This window comes from Zestomonas carbonaria, assembly GCF_904061905.1.
Classification (GTDB): Bacteria; Pseudomonadota; Gammaproteobacteria; order Pseudomonadales; family Pseudomonadaceae; genus Aquipseudomonas; species Aquipseudomonas carbonaria.
This window is the reverse complement of the sequence record NZ_CAJFCI010000016.1, coordinates 47,319-67,181: the sequence shown is the minus strand read 5'-3', so window position 1 is coordinate 67,181 and position 19,863 is coordinate 47,319. Positions and strand designations below refer to the sequence as shown.

The following is a 19,863-nucleotide window of genomic DNA, read 5'->3' as shown; positions in this document are numbered from 1 at the left end:
CCCCTCGCGTGGCTCCCATGCGGCTCTTGGAAACCGGGCTTTCCGAGGAGTCATCATGGCGAAAATCAAGCTCACCAAGTCCGTAGTCGACTCGGCACAACCTCAATCCAAGGCCATCGAGCTCCGGGATACCGTGGTGCCCGGCTTCCTATGCAAGATCACCCCTGCTGGCCGCAAGGTATTCATGCTCCAGTACCGCACGAACGCCGGCGAACGCCGCAAACCCGCCCTGGGGCAGTACGGCGAGCTGACAGTCGATCAGGCACGCACGATGGCTCAGGAGTGGCTGGCCGAGGTGCGCAAGGGCGGCGACCCCAGCGCGGCCAAGAACGCTGCCCGTAAGGCTCCGACCATGAAGGAGTTTTGCCACACCTTCATGGAGGACTACTCCAGGCAGCGCAATAAGCCCAGCACGCAGCGAGGCTACCAGGGGGTCATCGACCGCTGCATCATCCCCATCATGGGCCGGATGAAGGTGCAGGACGTGAAGCGCCCGGACGTGGCCGCGTTGATGAAGAAGCTGGCCTACAAGCCGGCCGAGGCCAACCGCACCTTCGGCGTGCTGCGCAAGATGTTCAATCTGGCCGAAGTATGGGGCCTGCGCCCGGACGGCACGAATCCATGCCGTCACGTCCCGATGTACCCGCCGGGCAAGGAAACCCGGCTCATCGTGGACGATGAGCTGGTACGGATCTTCCGTCACTTGGAGCATTTGGAGGCGGAAGGGCTGGAGAATTACGTCATCCCGCTGGCGATCCGCCTGCAATTCGAATTCGCTGCTCGCCGCTCCGAAATCTGCCCGTTGGAATGGGATTGGGTAGATTTGGAGAAGCGCCGCGTCGTCTGGCCCGACAGCAAGACCGGAGGCGTTTCCAAGCCTATGAGCGAGGAAGCCTATCGGCTGCTTTCGACTGCGCCGCGCCGGGAGGGTTGCCCCTATGTCCTGCCGTCACCCAATGATCCGACCCGACACCTGACCTTTGGCGAGCACTATGGAGGTTGGAAGCGCGTGCTCAAGGCTACCGGCGTGCCGCATGTCGGCACGCACGGCATCCGCCACCGCGCCACGACGGACATTGCCAATTCGGGCGTGCCGACCAAGGTGGGGATGAGGCTGACGGGTCACAAGACCGTGGCGATGTTCATGCACTACGTCCACACCGAGGACAAGCCGGTGCGCGACGCGGCCGAGCTGGTGGCAAGCCGGCGGCTGGCGATCACGGGTGCCTCGCGCCCGGCGGAAGCCACTGCATGAGCAGCGGCCAGCACCCCGCCTTGCCTGTTCCGATTGTCGTGTTGGTGTCACGAGAATCGGGCAGGCCCCCCCTTCCAGGGCGGCTTCACGGCGAAGGTTTGAAAAACATGCCCGTTACGGGTATAGTTTGGAGGTCGACATGACGAGCATCCTCAAGCGCAGGGACTTCGCGCGGTGGCAGGCGAGTGAGAAGCTGCCCGATGCTGCCTTGTGCAAAGCGGTTCAGGAGATGGAAAACGGTCTGATCGATGCGGACTTGGGCGGCTCCCTCTACAAGAAGCGGGTGGCTCGCCCCGGTGGCGGTAAGAGCGGCGGCTACCGCACGCTGCTGTCAGCCAGGATAGGTAGCCGCTATGTGTTCCTGCACGGGTTTTCCAAGAGCGATAAGGCGAACGTCACACAGGACGAGAAGAAGGCACTGCAATTCGCCGGCAAGGTGTTCATGGAACTGTCTGCCGAAGCCTTGTCGATGGCGTTGCAGTCCGGTCTGTTATTGGAGGTGCATTGTGAGCAAGATCATTGAATCCCTGCGAGGTGACCTGGCTGCGCTTCATGAAGCGGGAGCGATCAGCAAGGTGACGATGCGCGAGTTCGACGCGATTTGCCCGCCTCCCGTGCGGGAGTTCGGCGCGGCCGACATCAAACGCCTGCGCGAAACCTTGAAGTTCAGCCAGCCGGTGTTCGCGCTTCACTTGCACACCACGGCTTCGACCGTGCGAAAGTGGGAGCAAGGCGAGACCCATCCCACAGGACCTGCACTCAAACTGCTGAACATCATTGCCGATAAGGGCTTGCAGGCCATCATCTGATGCCTGACAACGGAGACAGGCAGTGGCGACGCGAATTCCTCCTTTCAGCTCACAGCATCTTGAAGCCGCTTGCCGCGTGCTCGCCGATACCGAGCGCGGCCTGAGTGGCACACAGATAGAACGCCTGCTGCACGAAATCGAGGTTGCCGACACGTCGCCTGGCATGACCAAGTGGAAGCGATTGTTCAATGCGCTGGCCGGCGTACAGAATCAGCACCAGGTCGGTAACCATCTCATCATGTTCATCAATCGCGCGATGAACCCTGTGAACTACGCCCGCGAACCTGCGACGTTCGCTTGGCGGCGCGACGAACTCAACGTCGTGCTTGCCTTCTCCGGTTTCTACGTGCGCGAAGATGGCAAGGTCGCGCACGCCGATAAGACCACGACGCTCGATGCCGCGCGGGCCCGAGCGGGGCGACTCAGGGCTGCTCTGGAAAGCCGTGTCGTCCACGCGGAAGTGCTGAACTACTGCCGCGCGGAGTTGCTGGACGAAAACTATTTCCATGCCGTGTTCGAGGCAACGAAAGGCGTTGCGGAGCGGATTCGCCTGCTTTCGGGCCTGAGCGGCGATGGCGCTGAGCTGGTGAACAAGGCATTCTCAGGCCAGCAGCCCGTTCTGGCCTTGGGGCCGCTCACCACAGAGTCCGAGAAGAGCGAGCAGAAAGGCTTTGCCAATCTTCTGATCGGCCTGTTTGGCGCCGTGCGCAATCCGCTGGCCCATGCACCCAAGACGAATTGGCCCATGTCCGAACAGGATGCACTGGACATCCTGACGCTGGTATCGCTGATTCACCGCAAGTTGGATGACACCACGAAATTAGCGACCGTATCGCCATAAGGGAAGGCCAAGAATGGACGAGGCGATCGTTGTCTTCTCTCGAAAAGGGATTTTTCAGACCACGATCGCCGCCCGCGACGTTCGCAGCCGGGAGCATGCGCGCAAACTGTGGCCCCTGGTATCTCCAGACGCATCACGACAGATGGTGACATGGGTCAGCCCCTCCTTTGAAAGCGGAAAGCTGCGTCGGCGATCCCATTTTCGGGTGCTTCCTGCCCAGCACACCTTCAACCCCAAAGCACACTTCGACGATGAAGAAGCCAGTCGGTGGCGCGCCGTGCAGGAAAGCCCCGAACACCGGCGGGCGAAAGAACGTGTCGCGGCCGAACTCTCCCGACGCTTGAATGCCGGGCTTGCGATGCCGTGGGCGTTCAAGGATGCGGATGCGTCGGATTATCCGCTGGAAGGCAACTTGTTGCTCGGCGCCGACCGGGTGGCAACCGAGCATCCCCTGGAGACGCCGTTTGGCAGCAAATTCCGGCTCGACGTGGCTGTGCTCGGGCCGCCGGTCCAGGTCGAGCCGATGGTGCTGGGCGGCGTTGAAATCGAACTCGGCCACGCCTTCGACGGGCGCAAGGCGCTGATCGGGAAGTCGCTCGGATTTCCGCTGATTTCCATCGACATCACCGAGATGACGCTGGACGAACTTACGCCTGAGTGGGCACAGCGGGTACTGACCGCAACCACGCGGAGCCACGAGCAAGGACGCCGGCAGACCTACATCTATATCCACGACCTGCTGTACCCCCTCTACGCGCAATTGCCGGCGTTTCTGGACGACGAGCAACGCCATCAGTTCCTTGTGTTTGCCGACGATGAGACACTGAATAAGCTGGTGCGCTGGATGAACTTGCTCGCCGAAAAGCTGGAGTACCCGAAAGGTACGGTCGCCGTTGCTCTGGTCAATGGCAAGAACGAACAGTCGCGCAAAATGCTGGAACGCGCGGGACAGGTCGTTGGCCCCGACTGGAGTGAGTTCAACAGCCAGCGATGCCTACGGTTGACCGTGCCGCGCCCCAAAGGTCCAGCGGATATCCAGGCCCATCGCTTCCACATGACGATGGCGCGCATCCTGCTGTCGCACACAGATGCGCTCGTTGGCTACAAGTATTGCAATGGCGTGAACAACAACCACCCCGAAGAAGATGTGTGGGTTGCGCATCGCTGGATCGCCGACCTGAAAACTCATACCCAGCACCGCGTATTGCCGAAGCGGCTGGCCGAACCGATCAACAGGTTGATCGCAGTGGTGTCGGACCTGCATCGCAATCACGCAGCAACCAACCAGGAGGCATGACCATCCCATGTCGGAAATCATCCTGCGGGCAAATACTCCAGCGGAGCTAAAGGACAGGCTAGCCGAGTTGGACATCGATGTTCCCCCGCGGTCGGAGGGGCGCCGGAACCACCATGCAGAGCGCTATTGCATCGCGCATCTGCTTGCGACGCTACCGGTTGAACAGCTCTCGTTCCCGCTGACCTTGACCCATTCTGACAAGCCGGATTTCCTTTTGGCGATGTTCCGGGCCGATGTGGGAATCGAGCACACTGAAGCTGTGCCGGAGAACATCGCCCGCGCTGACTTTCTCCGTGAAAAGGAGGGCTTGGGGCCGGACGTCTACTTCACTCCCCATGTGTTGCCTGGGGAACCCAGAAAGACGGCCGGTGAACTCCGCCGTGAGATCGAGGCCGACGAGTCAGGCCCAGGGTGGTGTGGCGATTCGCCGGAGCGCGAATGGGCCGCCGCGATGGCCCACTACGTCAAAGAAAAGATGCCGAAGGCGACGGCCGACGGCTTCGTTCGATACCCCGCCAACTGGTTGATCGTGTATGACAACTGGCCGCTGCCAGCCATCAACTGCTCCAAAGCGGCATCGTATTTGGCCCCGCTTCTTGCTGAAATGGGCGCTTTTTCAGTGTTCGATACCATCTTTATCCATGACGATTCGCACATGTGGGAATTTCGTGAAACTCCACTCACCCAGGTGTTGCGGCCACTGCGGGCGCCCCACTAACGGTTGGAGCAGCCTTGCGCTTCTTAGCCGTCTCCACACCGCGCTTCTCAATCTGCGCCCGCCACATTTCCAGCGCTGTGATGTCGGCGAGAAGCTCATCGGGATCGGGGACTGCGATTCCACCCATCAGCGCCTTGTCATGTGCATAGTTCGAGCATTTCGTCATGCCTGCATTGACTTGGGCATAGTCGTCGTCATCGACCACGACGCCAGCGAGCCTTTGCGTTTCCACGCCCTTACGGAATCGGAGGATCACTTCACGCAGCAAGACTTCTTCGACAGCACGCTCCCACGCCATGCGTAAACGAAAATAGGCATCGATTGTTTGCTTTCGGTGTTCTTGCTCCTCACCATCCTTGTGCAGCTTGGCGATGGACTGCTGTTGGGCCTTTAGCGCGCCGATCCGCTTACTTGCATTCTTCCCTTCAAACGGGAGTTCTGGATCGGCGACGCCAAACCCCTCAGCGCGGCGAATCAGGCTTTGAGTCGAAATCGCCACGCCGGCAGTTTTGGCCTCCTCCACCAAGAGACATAAGAAGTAGATGTCATGGGTGAACACTACAACTTGACGATACGCGGCTTCGGTGGCCAGGCGCTTTGCTACGCGCTCTCGCCTGCGATGGTCGAGCGATGACACAGGATCGTCAAAGACGATGCCGCCTTTGCCACCGCTCAACCCGACTTCAGCCAAGAAGGAGCCGATCGCCACGGCGCGCTGTTCGCCCTCGCTCAGAATGTCACCGGGGCTTCGACTTTGAGGAAGTTCCAATTTCAGCTTGTGCAACGCCTTGCCTCTGTCGGCGCGGCTCTGCAGTGATACGCTCAACGCACCAACCCCCAATGCCTTGAACTCGCGATTCAGCGCTTCGGCGAGTTCCTTGGAAACAACCTTCTCGGCCATGTCCGATGCCTTCAGCGAGATGGCATTGGTCTTAACAGCGGATAGGCACTGCGCAAGTTTCGCTTGATGGCTGAGCTTGCCCACGGCCGTGACCACCGCGTCTCTGACCTCTCGCAGCTTGACCCGTGCATTCAGCTCCATGAACTGCTTCTGGAGGGTAGCGCGGGCCTTCTCGTCTGAGGCCTTTTCCAATGTTTCTGCCGCAGTGTTCAGCTTGTCGGCCAGCGCTTGAAGTCGCGGCGCGGGATTTTCTAGGGCTTGAGCAACGCCTTCCCACTGGTGTGAGAGCACAGCCGCCTTGATAGCCTCTTGGCGGGCTGCCAGCAGCGGCTCGAATGCCTTGACGTCCGCTGCCAACTTCGGGTCCAACGCTTCAATCTCTCCATAGGTCACATCGTCGAGATTCAACGTCAGGTTCTGCGCGATGAAAGGCTTGTACTCTGCATACAGTGCGGCCCGACGTGTCTGTGAAGTCTTCTCGGCTTCTTGCTGGATGAATGCCTCAAAACGCAGCAAGCGAGTAGCGCCTTCGGCCAAGGGCTGCTGGCATAGCGGACAAGGTGCATCTGTGCCTAGGTCGGGAAACGCCTTGTCCGGATGTGACTCGACGGAAAACTTGCGAGCGGCGTCGAACAGCTCGCGCCAAACCTCTCCCCCGGTGCCCGGCAGAAGATCTTCGCCTTCCTTGAATTCTTTGGCAGCAAGCGCGGCTGCTGCCTGCGCTGTGCGATAGCTGTCCGCCAAACTGCGCAGCTTTTCGACGACGGGATGGTCTACCAGCGCGCCTTTGCTGGTCGCGCTTGTCGCGATGGTTGTGACACGGCGAGCCTGCAAGCGCAGTTGAGCTGCCTTATCCTTCGGATTGTTCTCTTGCAGGCTCTTTTCCAATTCGGCGTGCTGCGCCAATTCTTCTGCGGTCAAGTTGGCTAGCGCGTCGATCTGGGCCTGAGTTGTCTTTGCGGACAGTGAGGAAATCAGCTTGCCGACCAGAGTATCGCCCTGCAACGGGGAAAATGCAGTAAGGTCGGCAGCGGACTGCATCTGCTCAGCTTCGACCATAGCCTTCAACTGCTTGCAGACTTTCGCCAACGCCTCAAATACATCGAGCCCGTAAGGTACGTAAGAGAAATCGTCTTCACTGTCCAGATAGGCGCGTGCACAGCGCGTGTCGAAGACTGCCAATGACGACAATTCAGGGGGAGCTACCTTGCCATGCGTCCATTGCACGTCCTTCGCAACACCGTCCACCAAGATTTCAAAGGTCGCCTCTGGGACGCCGGCTTGACCAGCGGGGAGGTGGGCATTGGGATGGATCGCTTCAGTTCGGTCGCGAGCGCGGCAGGCGCGCTTGAGCACCCTCGAATATCCTGATTTGCCAGAACCGTTATCTCCGTAGATGACGGTCATACCTGTTGCATTGAAAGGCAAGCGCTGATTCTCTGCAATCGCATTGACGTTTCTCATGTTCTTCATTGCGACCAGCTCGATGTGCGTCGCCACCGCAACGGGCGCAGGAATCTGGTCGGCCGTTAGGGGTTTAGGCTGACGGCCCTTCGGATCGGGAATTCCATGTGCCAGCTTAAGCAGCGCGAATAGATCTTCGTTGTCATCCATCGTCAATGTCTGCTTCGCCAGCAGGCGTGCGACGGCATCGCTTTGCCAAGCTGGCAATCCCTGAGTCCAAGCCAGAATTTCTTGCAGTATCGACATAGCCCCCTCCAGTCTTTGTTGCAAGTTTTACCCGATTTTTTCATTTTGTGCGTCTCTGCGTTTCGCCGTTGGGCTTGGGGGTCACGCCCCGCGCCTCGTATCGAGTTGTGGCCATCCGGCTTTGATCCCTAACGCCTCCGGCCCTGGTGGGCCTGCGCGCTCCACTTGCCGGGGGGCGTGTATGGCATGGAGCGGTCTTGCTGTTTCCCTTCACCGTACCACGGCGTTCTCGCCGTCAAGGGCGGCGCGCGCGTTGCGCGCTGGCGTCCTGGCGGCCGGCTTCGCCCCCTGACTGCTTGCGCTGCGCCGTGCTGGCGCCGGTTCCGGGCAATTCCGCCCGAGCAACCGGAGCACGATCATGTCGCAGTTTTCCCTCTCTTCCGATGCCTCGCTGCTGGTGCGTGACGGCCGTGGCCGCTATCGGCCGGCGTCGGCCGACCAGATCCTGGATGCCGCGCGTCGGGTCATCGACCAGAAGATGCAGCGCGGTACCGAGTTTAGTTCGCCGGCGACGGTCAAGGAGTACCTGCGCACCAAGCTCGCAGGCTTCGAGCACGAGGTCTTCGCAATCCTGTTCCTCGACACGCGCCATCGGCTGATCGAGTACGTCGAGATGTTCCGCGGCACCATAGACCAGGCATCGGTGTATCCGCGCGAGGTGGTCAAGGAAGCGCTGCAGCACAATGCGGCGGCGGTGATCTTGGCGCACAACCACCCGAGCGGGAATCCCGAGCCGAGCGCGGCCGATCGGGCACTGACCCAGCGGCTCAAGGAGGCGCTGACACTGGTTGAGGTGCGCACGCTGGATCACATCATCGTTGCAGGCGACCAGACGACGGCATTCGCCGAACTCGGCTGGCTGTGACGAAGGGGGCTTCGGCCCCCTTTTTGCTGCGCATCAGGGGAGATTGCGTTTTGCTGGCGACGGCACGTCGTCACTTGCCGCCGTTGCGTTCGCGCTGGCGAAGCCGCTTCACATAGGTGCTGTCCGCCAGCTCGTCTGGCCCAAGATCCAATGCGCAGTTCGCCAACGAGGCCAGGGTGCCGTCGGTAAGCTTGAAGCCCGTGGGTAGCAGCCCGTAGTTTCGTGCGCTGTTTTCCTCGATGGCGGCGAACAGGGCCTTGAAGAAGTCGGCCCGTGACGGGCGCGACGCCACGGTGGCCGCCGCAGTCAAAGGATCTGTGGCTTCCATGCCGGCGTTCTCCGCATCGGCAGCCAGTTCTCGCAGGAACTGATCCAGCGATGGCCAGTATTTCAGATCGAACTGGCCGCGAAGGGCATCCAGGCGATCCTTGACCCAGGAGTTGAACAAGTAGTTGTGCTCGGATGCCGCTTCGATCACGTCGCAGACGTGATAGTGCGTTTCGCTGCTGAAGCCGGAGGTGTTGTTCAACTCGGTGCGGCGCTCCAGCAGCTCCGCCAGTTCCTCGGCCTTCCGTGCGATCTGCCGGTTGACGCCGGCCAGTTCGTCGCGGGCGACGCGCGCCTCGGCGATCTTCTCCGGGCTCCAGAACGCTGCCGTGCTCAGCAGAAGGTCCAGGAAAACCTTGAGTGCCGGCGGACGCGGCTGCAGTTTTTCGTACAACTCGCCGTAGGCCTCCCTCAGCTCGACGCCGCGGGCGAGCAGACGGTCGGCGACGGCATTCTCGCTGGGCAGGATGCCGTGCTCGATGTTGTAGCGCTTTCCTTCGATGAGGATGGCTTCGCAGGCTTGCTGCGGGCTTGTCGTCTGCGGTGAACTCATGTTCCGTTCCTGATGTTGAAGACGCTTTGCAGCGTATTTAACCAAGGCGGGCTTGTCGGTACCCGAGTCTTCGTCTATCGGCTGACTTTCAGGTACCTCATGCGATCCGGGCGTCCCCGGCCAGGAAACGGCCGGTCGCGCTGTCGTGCTGCGCATCGAGCCTCGCTGCACGAGTCTCGCCCCCTTCGGGCTTCCATCGCTGACGCCTCCGGCCCGGATTCCTCGATCCGGGCCTGCGCGCTTCGCTTGCGTGCGGTTCAGCACACGAGGGGGGCCGTTGCCATGTACAGCCGTCTTCCCTGACCTCATCACCTTGTCCGCGACTGTAGCCCGCGTCCGTGTGCCGTCAAGGCGCGCAGGGCCGTGTCCTCGGCTGCGCCTGCGGGCCGCACCAACCCTGCGCTTGTTTCCTTGACGGCTCCCGTCCGCGTGCTCCTGACCGTCGCGGGCGATGAACTCAGGAAAGACGGTGGCAACAGGGCCAACCGGGTTCCTCGTGCCGACCGCACAGAACAGCCGAAAGGCTGGGCTCCGAATCTAGGAATCCGGTGTGCGGTTTGAACAGCAAACCCTTTTCGTCAGGAGAAAGACCATGCAACTCGCATCCCGTTTTGCTTCCCGTTCGCCGTCGCTGCGCAGCGACTACCCGCTGACCGATGACCAGATTCACCGCGTGGCCCCGTCCATCTTCGCGGAGGCCCCGCACGAAAGCCGTTCGCAGCGGTACGCCTATATTCCCACCGCCGCCGTGCTGGCCGAACTGCGCAAAGAGGGTTTTCAGCCGTTCATGGCGTGCCAAACCCGCGTGCGCGACGAAGGCAAGCGCGAACACACCAAGCACATGCTGCGCTTGCGCCACGCCAGCCAGATCAACGGCGCGGAAGCCAATGAAATCATCCTGCTGAACTCGCACGACGGCACCAGCAGCTATCAGATGCTGGCCGGGATGTTCCGGTTCGTGTGCAGCAATGGCCTTGTGTGCGGCGACACCGTGGCGGATGTGCGCGTGCCGCACAAAGGCGACGTGGCCGGTTCCGTCATCGAAGGCGCTTACGAAGTCTTGCAGGGCTTCGAGCGGGTGAAGGAATCCCGCGATGCCATGCGCGCGATCACGCTGGATGAAGGCGAAGCCGAAGTGTTCGCCCGCGCCGCGCTGGCCCTCAAGTACGACCCCACCGGCAACAAGCCCGCGCCCATCACCGAATCGCAAATCCTGATGCCGCGCCGGTTCGACGACCGCCGCCCGGACTTGTGGAGCGTGTTCAATCGCACCCAAGAAAACCTGACCAAAGGCGGATTGCATGGCCGCAGCGCCAATGGTCGCCGCCAGAAAACCCGCCCGGTGCAGGGCATTGACTCCGATGTGCGCCTGAACCGCGCCCTCTGGATGCTGGCCGATGGCCTGCGCCAGTTGAAAGTCTGAATCCCCACGCGGCAGGGGCAGGCAGCAGCCCTTGCCGCTTCTTTCGCTGCTGCATTCCTCACCGCAAGGAGTTATCACCATGAACGCCATCCCCCAAAGCGAAGCCCGCGCCATCCAAGTCCCCGCGCTGGAAACTGTCGACCCGACCAAGAACCTGATTCTGGTTCCGCTGTCGCGGCTGGTGTCGCGCCCGACTGGTCGCAACGTGCGCAAGACCCCGCGCATGTCCATCCCCGAGCTGGCCGCGAGCATCCAACGTGTCGGCCTGCTGCAAAACCTCATCGTCACCGCGACCGCTGACGACGAACCTTATGAAGTCGTCGCCGGTGGCCGTCGTCTTGCCGCGTTGAAGCTGCTGGCGAAGAAGCACCGCATCAGCAAAGAATGGGAAGTGCCTTGCTTGCTGGTGGCCGATGGCACCGCCCGCACGGCCAGCCTCACCGAGAACGTGCAGCGCGAAGCCATGCACCCGGCAGACCAGTTTGAAGCCTTTGCCGCGCTGGTGGCCGAAGGCCGGCCCATCGAGGACATTGCAGCGGATTTCAGCGTTACGCCGTTGGTGGTGCAGCGCCGCTTGAAGCTGGCGAACGTATCGCCGCGTCTGATGGCCGACTATCGCGCCGATGCCGTCACGCTCGACCAGTTGATGGCCCTTGCCATCACCGACGATCACGCCGCGCAGGAAACCGCCTTCTACGATGCGCCGACGTGGCAGCGGCACCCGTCCCAATTGCGCGACCGCCTTACCGAGCGTGAGATTGACGCCTATCGGCATCCACTGGTTCGCTTTGTAGGGCTGGATGCCTACGAAGCTGCAGGCGGCGGCATCCGCCGCGACCTGTTCGCGGATGATGATGCAGGTGTGTATCTGACCGATGCCGCGCTACTGGAGAAGCTGGCGCAAGACAAGCTGGCCGGTATTGCCGCCGAGGTGAAGGCCGAAGGCTGGGCATGGGTGGATGCCACGCCGAGCGTGACCCATGCCGACTTGCACGCCTTCCAACGCGTCCCGAGGGAACGCCTTGCGGCGAACAAGCGCGAAGCTGCCCGCATCGAGAAGCTGCAAGCCAAGCTGCACGACCTGGCAGAAGCCGTGGATGCTGCGCTGGATGCCGACGACGAGGAAAAGGCCGGTGTCTTGCAGGAGAAAGGCGAAGCCTTGGGCGAACAGTTGCAGGCCATCGAGGACAGTTTGCAAGACTACAGCCCGAACGTGAAGGCCGCAGCCGGTGCCATCGTCACCATCGACCGCAGCGGCGAAGCCGTGATTCATCGCGGCCTGATGCGCGAAGCCGAAGCCAAGGCGCTGCGCACGCTGGAACGCTTTCGGCAGGGTTTCGGTGGCGCAGACGCTGAAAACGAGGATAAAGCCGAGGACGACGAGCAGCCCAAGGCAGCCGCCATGTCCGACCGGCTGGCACAGCGGTTGAGCGCCCACCGCACCGCCGTGCTGCAAATCGAAGTCGCCCGGCGTCCGCAAGTGGCGCTGGCTGCGCTGGTGCATGGCATGGTGCAGACCGTCTTGCAGAAAAGCCACTACGGCCACGACCTGCCATTGGGCGTGAGCCTGAAGGTGCAAGACCGACTGGAAGGCATGGCCCCGGACTGGCCAGAATCGCCCGCCGCCGTCGCGCTGCGCGAACTGCAACAGGTAGCAGGCGACGCCTTGCCGGAGGACAGTGCCGAACTGTTCGCCGTGCTGCTGGCGAAGTCGCAGGATGAACTGGTGCGGTTGCTGGCCGTGTGCGTGGCACCCACGGTAGACGTGGTGACGCTCCGCGCCACCACGCTGCAACCCGGCGCGGAACTAGCGCAGGCCGTGGGGCTGGACATAGCCGCATGGTGGAAGCCCACCAATGAGGGTTATTTCCGGCATGTGCCGAAAGCCGCGATTCTGGAAGCCGTGGGCGAGTTTGCACCGGAGCATGTGACCCGGCTGGCGAAGTTGAAGAAGGCCGACAGTGCCAGCGAAGCCGAACGGCTGGCCGATGGCACCGGCTGGATGCCCGCCATCTTCCGCACCGAAGGCCCGCAAGAGGTAATGCCGGAAGCAGGCACGGAGCAGGACGGTACGGGAGAAGCTGCCGCCGTGGCGGATGAACCGGCCGAGGCATTGGCCGCGTGACCCTGCACCGCAGATAGGCGCTCCGGTTCCGACCGGGGCGCTTCATGCTGTCGAAACGAAGGACTCCCCCCATTCGCACCAGCTCCAGGCCGTTCCGCCTTGGAGCTGGCGGTCAAGAATCCGGGCGCGGCGGTAGCCGCGCTCGGATTCAAGGCCCAAGCCAAAACGCCCCTTCGCCGCCTTCGGGCAGGCGGCGAAGGGGCCGCGCACAAGCAGCCTTGTGCGCGAGAAACCCAAGAAGCCGGCAAGTGCGCCGGCGCATCGCGCCGCCGGTGCTTAGACAGCGCCCCGCTGCAATGGGCGAGGCTTGTAGGGCTACGCTCAGGTTTGCTGCGGCAGGTTGTGCGAAAGCGTGCCGTCCCCGACGCTGGCAGTTCGCTGCCTGGTCGTCACGAAGGACGGTTCACCGACACGCCGCACGGCCATGCCTATGGAGCTTCCACGCCACGCCTCAAGCACGTTGCCGCCTGCGACGGCAGGCGCGTTCTCGCCCTTGTCCTTGGTGGTTGGCCTTGCCCGCGTCAGGGCGCAAGCCGGTGAAGCCGTCGCGCGGGGATGCCGAGTCGGCCATGTCTCCATTCGGGGGCGGTCGGCCTGTACGTCCTTGTCTTGTTGTGAATCCTGGCGGGGGGGCGGCTGCGCCTTGGGCTTGATGGTCGCAACCTTCCAGCGAAAACAATTTCCCCTGCGCTGCGCGCATTCCTCGCGGGACAAATTCTTTTCGCTTCCAGGCTCTCCGCTGCGCTTCGACCGCAAGCGGTGCGGCCAGCCCATCCCCCGCCGGACGGATCACAACAAGGACGCACTGGCGCGACCTTGTTCAACCCGAAAGGAGAAACATCATGGCTAACATCGGCACCTTCATCGCAGAGAAAGACGGCTTCACCGGCACGCTCCGCACCCTGACGCTCAACGTCAAGGTCAAGCTGGTTCCCAACGACAAGGGCGACACCGAGAACGCCCCCGACTTCCACCTTCAGGCGGCCGGCCACGAGATCGGCGCGGCGTGGAAGAAAACCAGCCAGGCCGACCGTCCGTACCTGTCGGTTTCACTCGATGACCCTTCGTTCCCCGCGACGGTCTATGCCCGCCTGATCGAGAACGAGGACGGCACGCACGACCTGATCTGGTCGCGTAGCAAACCCAAGGCAGCCTGACGGCCGCCTACCGCGCCCCGCCCCTTGCGGCGGGGCATGGCATCTCTCAGTTCCAATCGCTCGCCTGCGCGTTAGGCGAGCGCAATCTTTCGATCTACGCCGCAAAAATCAGCGATCACTCCAACCACTGCCTGCGCCTGTGAAGGCAGCGCGGATGGCGTGGGAGCTTGGGGCGAAAAGGCTGCGGACTCTAACGCAAGGGCCACATCGAACGCCGCTGACCCCGTTAGGTTCCTGGCAAAGAACTCGGCCAACAGATCGGCTTTGACGTTACTGGCCTGTTGCTGAAGCTCCTGTTGCAGCGTATCAGCGAGGCCAGGTTGAGCCGCGACGCCCTCCACCAGTGCTGCCGCCATGCGACCGACCTTCTCCGTGAAAGCCTGCCCTGATACGCCGTAGCGTATTCCGCGTTCGATGATCTGACGGCGTTGCTCCTGATCCTCAGCAATGAATTCTCTGAGGATGAAGTCCATCGCGATCATGAAATGCGAGCATGAGGCATAGAAGAGTCTCCATGCCCGATTGCCGGAGGCGATTTGGGTCAACAAATATTCGATGTCTTCAAGCCAAGCGTTGCATCCGTCGAAGTTCAAGGAGTGAAGCAGGCGAGATTTGCTTTCCTCATACCTGCCACGCCAGTCACCACTCAATCGGCCTAGAGAGCCCGATTCAAGATCCGCAAGGAAGTCTTCCTCGGTGATGCGCTCTTTGTGGCTGCGTGCGCTATTAGTTAGTCGCGAAAGGAACTTACCATCCAATACCCGGACATTGTGTTGGAGGCCAAACTCGCGAACATCCGGCCTAGAATCTGTTGTCGCGACAATGCACGAGTCAAGACCTAGAACTGACTGCAGTCCCTTTGCCCAAAAAATGCGTTCGAGAGCCTGCGGTGTCTTCTTGTTCTTGATGTCGACGCAGATGCGTTCTCTGCTGAGAGGCGAATTGCGCGCATATAGCCACAGATCGACATCGGTTACATCAAATCGATGGAATGTAAACTTGATGCCTCTGGCAACATAGTAGCCAATGCTTAGGAAATAATTCCGCAGCGCTTCCTCGGCGGCAGAGCCCTTTAGTGGTTGGCTTTTCATCTCTTGAGCCCGCCGGTTCGAATTTCTTGGAGCAGGTTGCGCGCCTTCAGTTTCACTGCCTCTGTGGCATTTTTCCGCTGCACTTCTCGATTCAATTCCGGCGCGACGTACTCAGTGATACGTGCACCAGGAATATGCGAAACGCTCTCGGCCGTTATGTCGCCATCTTCGATTACGGCGAGTGCAAGACGCCCCACTTCCGGCTTCAGGAGCCTCATGCTGAACATGCCGTTATCAGCAGGTGTCACGGCGACGACGCCTTTGAGCTCAAGGGCCTGATAGTCGCTTCCAATAGCGGTGGCGGGACCGACGCTATGGCCTGCGATCAGCTTATTCATGAGTGCCGAAACCATCTGGATACGGCCACGGTAATAGCTGCTGACGGTCATCCCGTAGGTGAGCGAGGCTACCAGCGCCTTGGCCAAATCCAACGCGTCGTCCGCAATGGAGTTGCTGAATTTGGAGAATGCAGCCGGACGGGTAACGAAGTAGCTCTTTCCCTGATCATTACCCACGACGCTGACATCGAATAGACCAATGGAGTGAAGGCGTGCGAAAAGATCCTGCCCGAGAATCCTGTTGACCGTCTCCAATGGTAGGCAGCCTGTTTCTTGAAGCTTCTGATTCACTTCTGTCAGAAGCGCAGCCTCGGGGGCTTTCAAGGTTGATAGAATTGCATTGACCTTCCGCGCATCATCGCGCCGGAACAGGTTGCCATTGAAAAGTAATTTCTCTTGAGCCGAGATCGGCTCAGAGTCAAAGAAGCCGATGTTGGTCGCAAGATCCAGCGTATCGCCGACTTCCTTGCGTGAAAGCTTCAAATTATCGGAAACGACCTCGGCGATAGCTTTGTCCGTCGTGGGCGTCTCGGAGGCAATCTCTGATACGAAGATTACGGCTTCTTCATGTGCCTCGTGGCTGCTTTCATCGAAAATTCTGGATGTGTGCTCGAGCACGCTATGTCCAGTCAAACCGAGGACTTCCACCCCCCCGCTGCCCGGCAGGATTAGCTTTTGTCGCGCGAGTTCGGCAACGATTGCAGGGAGTTCCGTTTTGGGGCTGATGTGGTTGGCACGTGCGAGGGCTTCTAGGCGTTGTTGCGTGACAACGCTTTGCCTTTCCGCGGAGATTGCGGACAACAACGTGCCACTTTTCCCAGCGAAGGCGATCGAGTCAAAATCTTGGTTCGTTGTTGCTTGAAGTTTTCTTGCGTGGTGCAGCAACCACGCGCCTTGGGTCTTCTTATCCATGAACATCCCGTTGCTTGATAGATAGCAGCTCTTGTTCTATTTGCTTAAGCACACGCCTTACCTTGTCCATGTCGTCGCCTGCATAGGCCAGAGTCAGCAACGTGAGCGGATGCACGTCCATGACCTTGCACAGTTCGGTCAGCTTGTGCATGGTCGGGCTTTTCAAGTCGCGCTCCAGCGAACTCATGTAGGTACGGCTGGACACGTCGGAGAACGCTTCCTGGCTCAAGCCGCGCGCCTTCCTGACTGTCCGTATCGCCGTCGCCAATGAGTGTTTCGCTGCCACCAACTTGGTTTCCCCTAGAAAACCAAGATGACAGCTCATTGCACCCAATAGGGCTACAATCTATAGTATTCATTCCTGCTGAGCAATCCGCCTCATGCTTTTACGGAAATCCGCAACTGCGGATTTAGCCGGAGCCAGAGAGTTACTTCCGTGCCTTTCCTGACCCTCACAATTGCGCTTCTGCGTTTCTGTGCATGTACGGATTCGATGGCTTGCGCCTTCGTGCTTTCCCGCCAAAGCACGCAGCCGCTTCAGCGGTTCCGCGCTTCGGTGGAAAAGCGTACCCGTGCATCTTCGGATGCGTGGGGATTCGGGGCATGACCCAGCCGCTCGTCACCGCTGAACAGCGGGCGCAACTGCTCGCCGTCGGCGCGGCACGCACCGCTGGCCGGAGCATCGACCCGATGCCGGCGGTGCGACTGTTCACCCCTGACGCGCACGCCACCTGGCTGCTAGCCGCGCTTGACCCGGACGACGGTGATACGGCCTGGGGACTGATCGACCTGGGTATCGGCCTGCCGACGTTGGGAACGGTGAAGCTATCCGATCTGGCATCCATCGTCGGGCCGAGCCAGCATCCGGTGATGCGTGATCTCTACTTTCTGGCAGAGCGCCCGCTGTCGGAGTACGTCCGACGGGCGCAGGAGAACGGCTCGATCACGGATTGAGCGGCCACGAAGACAGAGAAGGCCGAGCCAAGGCGAGCACATTGTGACTATTTCGGTCTTGGTCAAGACCGAATAGATCTTGCTCGGCTTTATTGCACGAAATCGGTGCGTGCCTGACCGAAACAGACATGATCTTTGGCGCGGGTTTCGGCACGGTGCCTGATGCTGACTCCGATTTTCTGGCGTTTCAGCCGTCGCATCGAGACGATTTTCGCAATGCTTCGGAGCCAATCGGTCTTGACACCTGCCACATCAGTTCACCCCGACCCGATGACAGCTTGATGGCGATTCGATAGCTCCGTACGGCGAAATCCGTGGCGACGTTCCTGCTACACGGGAGGTTGCGTCATGGCCGAAGCGAGCGCCGAGCATTGGTATCCCACCGCCGCCTATCTCTACACACTGCACCTCGACGGCCCGGCACTGGCCTGGGAGTACCTGCGACGGAATCCCGATTACCGCCGCGACTGGCTGCGCCGTCGTCGCCGGCCGGACGCGGCGCAGGCTTGGGGCCTGCGCCTGCTGGAAGATCCCGCCCTGGATGCGCGGGACGCGCATCCGGCCTGGTTCCCCGATCACGATGCCGTGGTGCAGCTTCTTCCCGATGCCGATCCACCGCCCGAAGCCGCTGTCTTCGAATTCTGGCGCGTGCCTGGCCGCAAGCAACTGATCCACGATGGCAAGCGCCTGGTGCTGGTGTCGCACTGGCCCGGCTGCTGCTTGCGGCTCGCACTTGCGCCCGGCCTGGAAGACGGCATGGCGTATCTCTACGCCACCCGTGCTTGCGCCGCGCCTTGCGCGCGCTATCGCACGCTGGCGGCCGAGCTGGATGCGCTGTCCGCCGCGACCGTGGCCGCGCCTGCGGCAGCGGCCCGCTCCCGGCCTACGCCGTCCGCGGTGCTGGAGCTACACAGCTTGCAGGCGCTCGACGCGACCCTGGCGGGCGCATCCTTACGCGAGGTGGCCGAAGGACTGTTCGGCACCGATATCGTCGTGGCCGATTGGCACAAGGACAGCGCCTTGCGCGCCCGCGTGCGCCGGCTGGTGCGGCGTGGCGAGGCGTTGATGCGCGGCGGCTATCGCAGCCTGGCGCAGCTTCCGCCAGTTGCATCGCAGTAAGGGGGACGTTTTGCAGTCCCTGCAATTCGTCCCTTAGCAGGAAGCCCGGATTTCTCGAAAGTGCCTCTATCCGGTCGCGTGGTGTGGCCGGGCTTGATGGAGGACCATCCCATGCGACCCGCTCCCTTGCGGCCTGCCGCCGCTGCTGTCGCTGCGCCCGCGCAGCCCCAACGCTACCTGACCAACGACGAAGCCGCCGACTACCTGCGCCTTTCGCCGCGCACGCTGGAAAAGCAGCGCGTGATCGGCGGCGGGCCGAAATTCCGCAAGTTCGGCCGCCGCGTCATGTACGCGGTGTCCGACCTCGACGCCTGGGCCGATGCGCGCAGCTACGCGGCTACGTCCGATCCCGAGTACGCCGAGCGCCACGCGGGCGACTACCGTGATGGTCGCTGACCTTCGGCGCGTGGATGGCCTTCGCCATGCCCAGCCCGCCAGGGCAAGCCTTGCCGCAGCGCGAACAACTCGACCTGTTCCGCGCGCTGCCGGGCGACATGGCGCCGCGCGACAGCCAGGACTTGATGGCCTTTCCGTTCTTTTCGCTCGCCAAGTCGCGGCGCACAACGCCGATCGACTTTCGCACTGGCGGTATCACCATCCGCGTGGAAGGCACGCAGGAGCATGGCATCGCCACGATCTGGGATGCCGACATCCTGATCTGGGCCGCCAGCCAGATCGTGGAAGCCCGCGATGCGGGCATACCGACCTCGCGGCTGATGCAGGTGCGCCCCTACGAGATCCTGCGCTTCATCGGGCGCGGTACGTCGCTGCGCGACTACCAGCGCCTGAAAGCGGCGCTCGACCGGCTGCAATCGACCACGGTGGCCACGTCCATCCGCGAAACCACGGGAAGGCGTTTGCACCGCTTCTCGTGGATCAACGAGTGGAAGGAACTGGCCGATGCCAGCGGCACGCCGCTGGGCATCGAACTGATCCTGCCGGACTGGTTCTATGCGGGCGTGGTGGACGCGGCCCTGGTGCTGACCATCGACCCGACGTATTTCCGGCTCACCGGTGGCATCGAACGCTGGCTGTACCGATTGGTGCGCAAGCATGGCGGGCGGCAAGAACACGGCTGGCAATTCGACTTTCAGCACCTGTACCGCAAGTCGGGCAGCGTAGCGCGCTTCTACGACTTCGCCGCCGATTTGCGCGCCCTGGTGGCGCGGCAATCGTTGCCCGGCTACGTCTTGGGCATCGAGCGGATGCCTGGCGAGAAAACCGAGCTGCTGACCTTCCGGCCCGTGCTGCCTACGGCACGGGGATAAGTGCGGGAAAACCTGTGGATTCACTCGTGCTATCAGGCAACAGGAGGCTCGTGCTATCAGGCAACACATCCTCGTGCTATCAGGCACAAAAATCGGCTGAAAACCCGCGCCATTGCTGGCTTTGCGCGCCCTCTAACATACCTAACAAGAAATACATAACTTTTAGTAGAAGCGCGCCGCTTCGGTGGACAACTGCGAAA

Annotated in this window: 19 protein-coding genes; 14 read left to right on the top strand and 5 right to left on the bottom strand. The window is 61.5% G+C overall.

All coding sequences use genetic code 11. The features are described 5' to 3' along the window. The first annotated feature begins 55 nt into the window (after positions 1-55). The 6 genes from PSEWESI4_RS02140 to PSEWESI4_RS02115 all read left to right on the top strand — a co-directional run bounded on the left by PSEWESI4_RS02140 (position 56) and on the right by PSEWESI4_RS02115 (position 4,920). Positions 56-1,255, top strand: coding sequence for a tyrosine-type recombinase/integrase (locus PSEWESI4_RS02140; RefSeq protein ID WP_047337386.1), 1,200 nt, complete (start codon positions 56-58; stop codon positions 1,253-1,255). A 139-nt stretch (positions 1,256-1,394) separates the two neighbouring features. Beyond that, positions 1,395-1,778, top strand: a complete 384-nt coding sequence (locus PSEWESI4_RS02135) for a type II toxin-antitoxin system RelE/ParE family toxin (RefSeq protein ID WP_047337387.1) — start codon at positions 1,395-1,397, stop codon at positions 1,776-1,778. After that, entirely contained in the window at positions 1,762-2,064 is a 303-nt protein-coding gene (locus PSEWESI4_RS02130; RefSeq protein ID WP_047337388.1) for a helix-turn-helix domain-containing protein, read from the top strand. The genes PSEWESI4_RS02135 and PSEWESI4_RS02130 overlap by 17 nt, the downstream gene beginning before the upstream one ends. Before the next feature lie 22 nt (positions 2,065-2,086). Further along, complete coding sequence (locus PSEWESI4_RS02125) at positions 2,087-2,905, top strand: TIGR02391 family protein (RefSeq protein ID WP_058142534.1); 819 nt, start codon at positions 2,087-2,089, stop codon at positions 2,903-2,905. A gap of 13 nt (positions 2,906-2,918) precedes the next feature. Continuing rightward, positions 2,919-4,202 carry a hypothetical protein gene (locus PSEWESI4_RS02120; RefSeq protein WP_058142533.1) on the top strand — a complete coding sequence of 428 codons (1,284 nt, stop codon included), beginning with the start codon at positions 2,919-2,921 and terminating at the stop codon, positions 4,200-4,202. 7 nt (positions 4,203-4,209) lie between these two features. Then, a complete protein-coding gene (locus PSEWESI4_RS02115; protein ID WP_047337391.1) occupies positions 4,210-4,920 on the top strand; it encodes a hypothetical protein in 711 nt (236 codons plus the stop codon). Here PSEWESI4_RS02115 and PSEWESI4_RS02110 read toward each other — a convergent pair. Beyond that, the gene (locus PSEWESI4_RS02110; protein ID WP_047337392.1) at positions 4,883-7,531 is read right to left on the bottom strand and encodes an AAA family ATPase; all 2,649 of its coding nucleotides are present in this window, start codon (positions 7,529-7,531) and stop codon (positions 4,883-4,885) included. The genes PSEWESI4_RS02115 and PSEWESI4_RS02110 overlap by 38 nt on opposite strands. Positions 7,532-7,889: 358 nt before the next feature. On the opposite strand from PSEWESI4_RS02110, the gene radC reads away from it, so the two are divergent. After that, positions 7,890-8,396 carry a RadC family protein gene (radC, locus tag PSEWESI4_RS02105; protein ID WP_047337393.1) on the top strand — a complete coding sequence of 169 codons (507 nt, stop codon included), beginning with the start codon at positions 7,890-7,892 and terminating at the stop codon, positions 8,394-8,396. Between the two features lie 70 nt (positions 8,397-8,466). Here radC and PSEWESI4_RS02100 read toward each other — a convergent pair whose 3' ends face one another. Continuing rightward, positions 8,467-9,276, bottom strand: a complete 810-nt coding sequence (locus PSEWESI4_RS02100) for a hypothetical protein (RefSeq protein WP_047337394.1) — start codon at positions 9,274-9,276, stop codon at positions 8,467-8,469. A gap of 592 nt (positions 9,277-9,868) precedes the next feature. On the opposite strand from PSEWESI4_RS02100, the gene PSEWESI4_RS02095 reads away from it, so the two are divergent. The 3 genes from PSEWESI4_RS02095 to PSEWESI4_RS02085 all read left to right on the top strand — a co-directional run bounded on the left by PSEWESI4_RS02095 (position 9,869) and on the right by PSEWESI4_RS02085 (position 13,981). After that, positions 9,869-10,699: a DUF932 domain-containing protein gene (locus PSEWESI4_RS02095; RefSeq protein ID WP_047337395.1), complete on the top strand. Its 831-nt coding sequence runs from the start codon at positions 9,869-9,871 to the stop codon at positions 10,697-10,699. Between the two features lie 79 nt (positions 10,700-10,778). Continuing rightward, positions 10,779-12,824: a ParB/RepB/Spo0J family partition protein gene (locus tag PSEWESI4_RS02090; RefSeq protein WP_058142532.1), complete on the top strand. Its 2,046-nt coding sequence runs from the start codon at positions 10,779-10,781 to the stop codon at positions 12,822-12,824. A gap of 842 nt (positions 12,825-13,666) precedes the next feature. Next, positions 13,667-13,981, top strand: coding sequence for a DUF736 domain-containing protein (locus tag PSEWESI4_RS02085; protein WP_047337397.1), 315 nt, complete (start codon positions 13,667-13,669; stop codon positions 13,979-13,981). A 71-nt stretch (positions 13,982-14,052) separates the two neighbouring features. Here the strand turns inward: PSEWESI4_RS02085 and PSEWESI4_RS02080 are convergent, their stop codons facing one another. The 3 genes from PSEWESI4_RS02080 to PSEWESI4_RS02070 are packed head-to-tail and all read right to left on the bottom strand — an operon-like array spanning position 14,053 to position 16,608. Then, entirely contained in the window at positions 14,053-15,072 is a 1,020-nt protein-coding gene (locus PSEWESI4_RS02080) for a hypothetical protein (RefSeq protein ID WP_116326034.1), read from the bottom strand. Continuing rightward, entirely contained in the window at positions 15,069-16,322 is a 1,254-nt protein-coding gene (locus PSEWESI4_RS02075) for a hypothetical protein (protein ID WP_116326035.1), read from the bottom strand. The genes PSEWESI4_RS02080 and PSEWESI4_RS02075 overlap by 4 nt, the downstream gene beginning before the upstream one ends. Then, entirely contained in the window at positions 16,315-16,608 is a 294-nt protein-coding gene (locus tag PSEWESI4_RS02070) for a helix-turn-helix domain-containing protein (protein ID WP_047337410.1), read from the bottom strand. The genes PSEWESI4_RS02075 and PSEWESI4_RS02070 overlap by 8 nt, the downstream gene beginning before the upstream one ends. A gap of 317 nt (positions 16,609-16,925) precedes the next feature. On the opposite strand from PSEWESI4_RS02070, the gene PSEWESI4_RS02065 reads away from it, so the two are divergent. The 4 genes from PSEWESI4_RS02065 (at position 16,926) to PSEWESI4_RS02050 (ending at position 19,663) form a co-directional block, all read left to right on the top strand. Next, the gene (locus tag PSEWESI4_RS02065; protein ID WP_047337399.1) at positions 16,926-17,276 is read left to right on the top strand and encodes a DUF2958 domain-containing protein; all 351 of its coding nucleotides are present in this window, start codon (positions 16,926-16,928) and stop codon (positions 17,274-17,276) included. Between the two features lie 348 nt (positions 17,277-17,624). Beyond that, the gene (locus tag PSEWESI4_RS02060; RefSeq protein ID WP_047337400.1) at positions 17,625-18,395 is read left to right on the top strand and encodes a DUF2285 domain-containing protein; all 771 of its coding nucleotides are present in this window, start codon (positions 17,625-17,627) and stop codon (positions 18,393-18,395) included. A gap of 126 nt (positions 18,396-18,521) precedes the next feature. Continuing rightward, positions 18,522-18,791 (top strand): helix-turn-helix transcriptional regulator, encoded by a 270-nt coding sequence (locus PSEWESI4_RS02055; protein WP_425375622.1) that lies wholly within the window; start codon positions 18,522-18,524, stop codon positions 18,789-18,791. A gap of 14 nt (positions 18,792-18,805) precedes the next feature. Next, positions 18,806-19,663: a replication initiator protein A gene (locus PSEWESI4_RS02050; protein ID WP_047337401.1), complete on the top strand. Its 858-nt coding sequence runs from the start codon at positions 18,806-18,808 to the stop codon at positions 19,661-19,663. Positions 19,664-19,863 lie beyond the last annotated feature (200 nt).

Excerpts from the sequence above, each read along its gene's own strand:
- PSEWESI4_RS02140 (WP_047337386.1), top strand. The coding sequence starts at position 56 with ATGGCGAAAATCAAGCTCACCAAGTCCGTAGTCGACTCGGCACAACCT.
- PSEWESI4_RS02135 (WP_047337387.1), top strand. The coding sequence starts at position 1,395 with ATGACGAGCATCCTCAAGCGCAGGGACTTCGCGCGGTGGCAGGCGAGT.
- PSEWESI4_RS02120 (WP_058142533.1), top strand. The coding sequence starts at position 2,919 with ATGGACGAGGCGATCGTTGTCTTCTCTCGAAAAGGGATTTTTCAGACC.
- PSEWESI4_RS02115 (WP_047337391.1), top strand. The coding sequence starts at position 4,210 with ATGTCGGAAATCATCCTGCGGGCAAATACTCCAGCGGAGCTAAAGGAC.
- PSEWESI4_RS02110 (WP_047337392.1), bottom strand. The coding sequence starts at position 7,531 with ATGTCGATACTGCAAGAAATTCTGGCTTGGACTCAGGGATTGCCAGCT.
- radC (WP_047337393.1), top strand. The coding sequence starts at position 7,890 with ATGTCGCAGTTTTCCCTCTCTTCCGATGCCTCGCTGCTGGTGCGTGAC.
- PSEWESI4_RS02100 (WP_047337394.1), bottom strand. The coding sequence starts at position 9,276 with ATGAGTTCACCGCAGACGACAAGCCCGCAGCAAGCCTGCGAAGCCATC.
- PSEWESI4_RS02095 (WP_047337395.1), top strand. The coding sequence starts at position 9,869 with ATGCAACTCGCATCCCGTTTTGCTTCCCGTTCGCCGTCGCTGCGCAGC.
- PSEWESI4_RS02090 (WP_058142532.1), top strand. The coding sequence starts at position 10,779 with ATGAACGCCATCCCCCAAAGCGAAGCCCGCGCCATCCAAGTCCCCGCG.
- PSEWESI4_RS02085 (WP_047337397.1), top strand. The coding sequence starts at position 13,667 with ATGGCTAACATCGGCACCTTCATCGCAGAGAAAGACGGCTTCACCGGC.
- PSEWESI4_RS02080 (WP_116326034.1), bottom strand. The coding sequence starts at position 15,072 with ATGAAAAGCCAACCACTAAAGGGCTCTGCCGCCGAGGAAGCGCTGCGG.
- PSEWESI4_RS02075 (WP_116326035.1), bottom strand. The coding sequence starts at position 16,322 with ATGGATAAGAAGACCCAAGGCGCGTGGTTGCTGCACCACGCAAGAAAA.
- PSEWESI4_RS02065 (WP_047337399.1), top strand. The coding sequence starts at position 16,926 with ATGACCCAGCCGCTCGTCACCGCTGAACAGCGGGCGCAACTGCTCGCC.
- PSEWESI4_RS02060 (WP_047337400.1), top strand. The coding sequence starts at position 17,625 with ATGGCCGAAGCGAGCGCCGAGCATTGGTATCCCACCGCCGCCTATCTC.
- PSEWESI4_RS02050 (WP_047337401.1), top strand. The coding sequence starts at position 18,806 with ATGGCCTTCGCCATGCCCAGCCCGCCAGGGCAAGCCTTGCCGCAGCGC.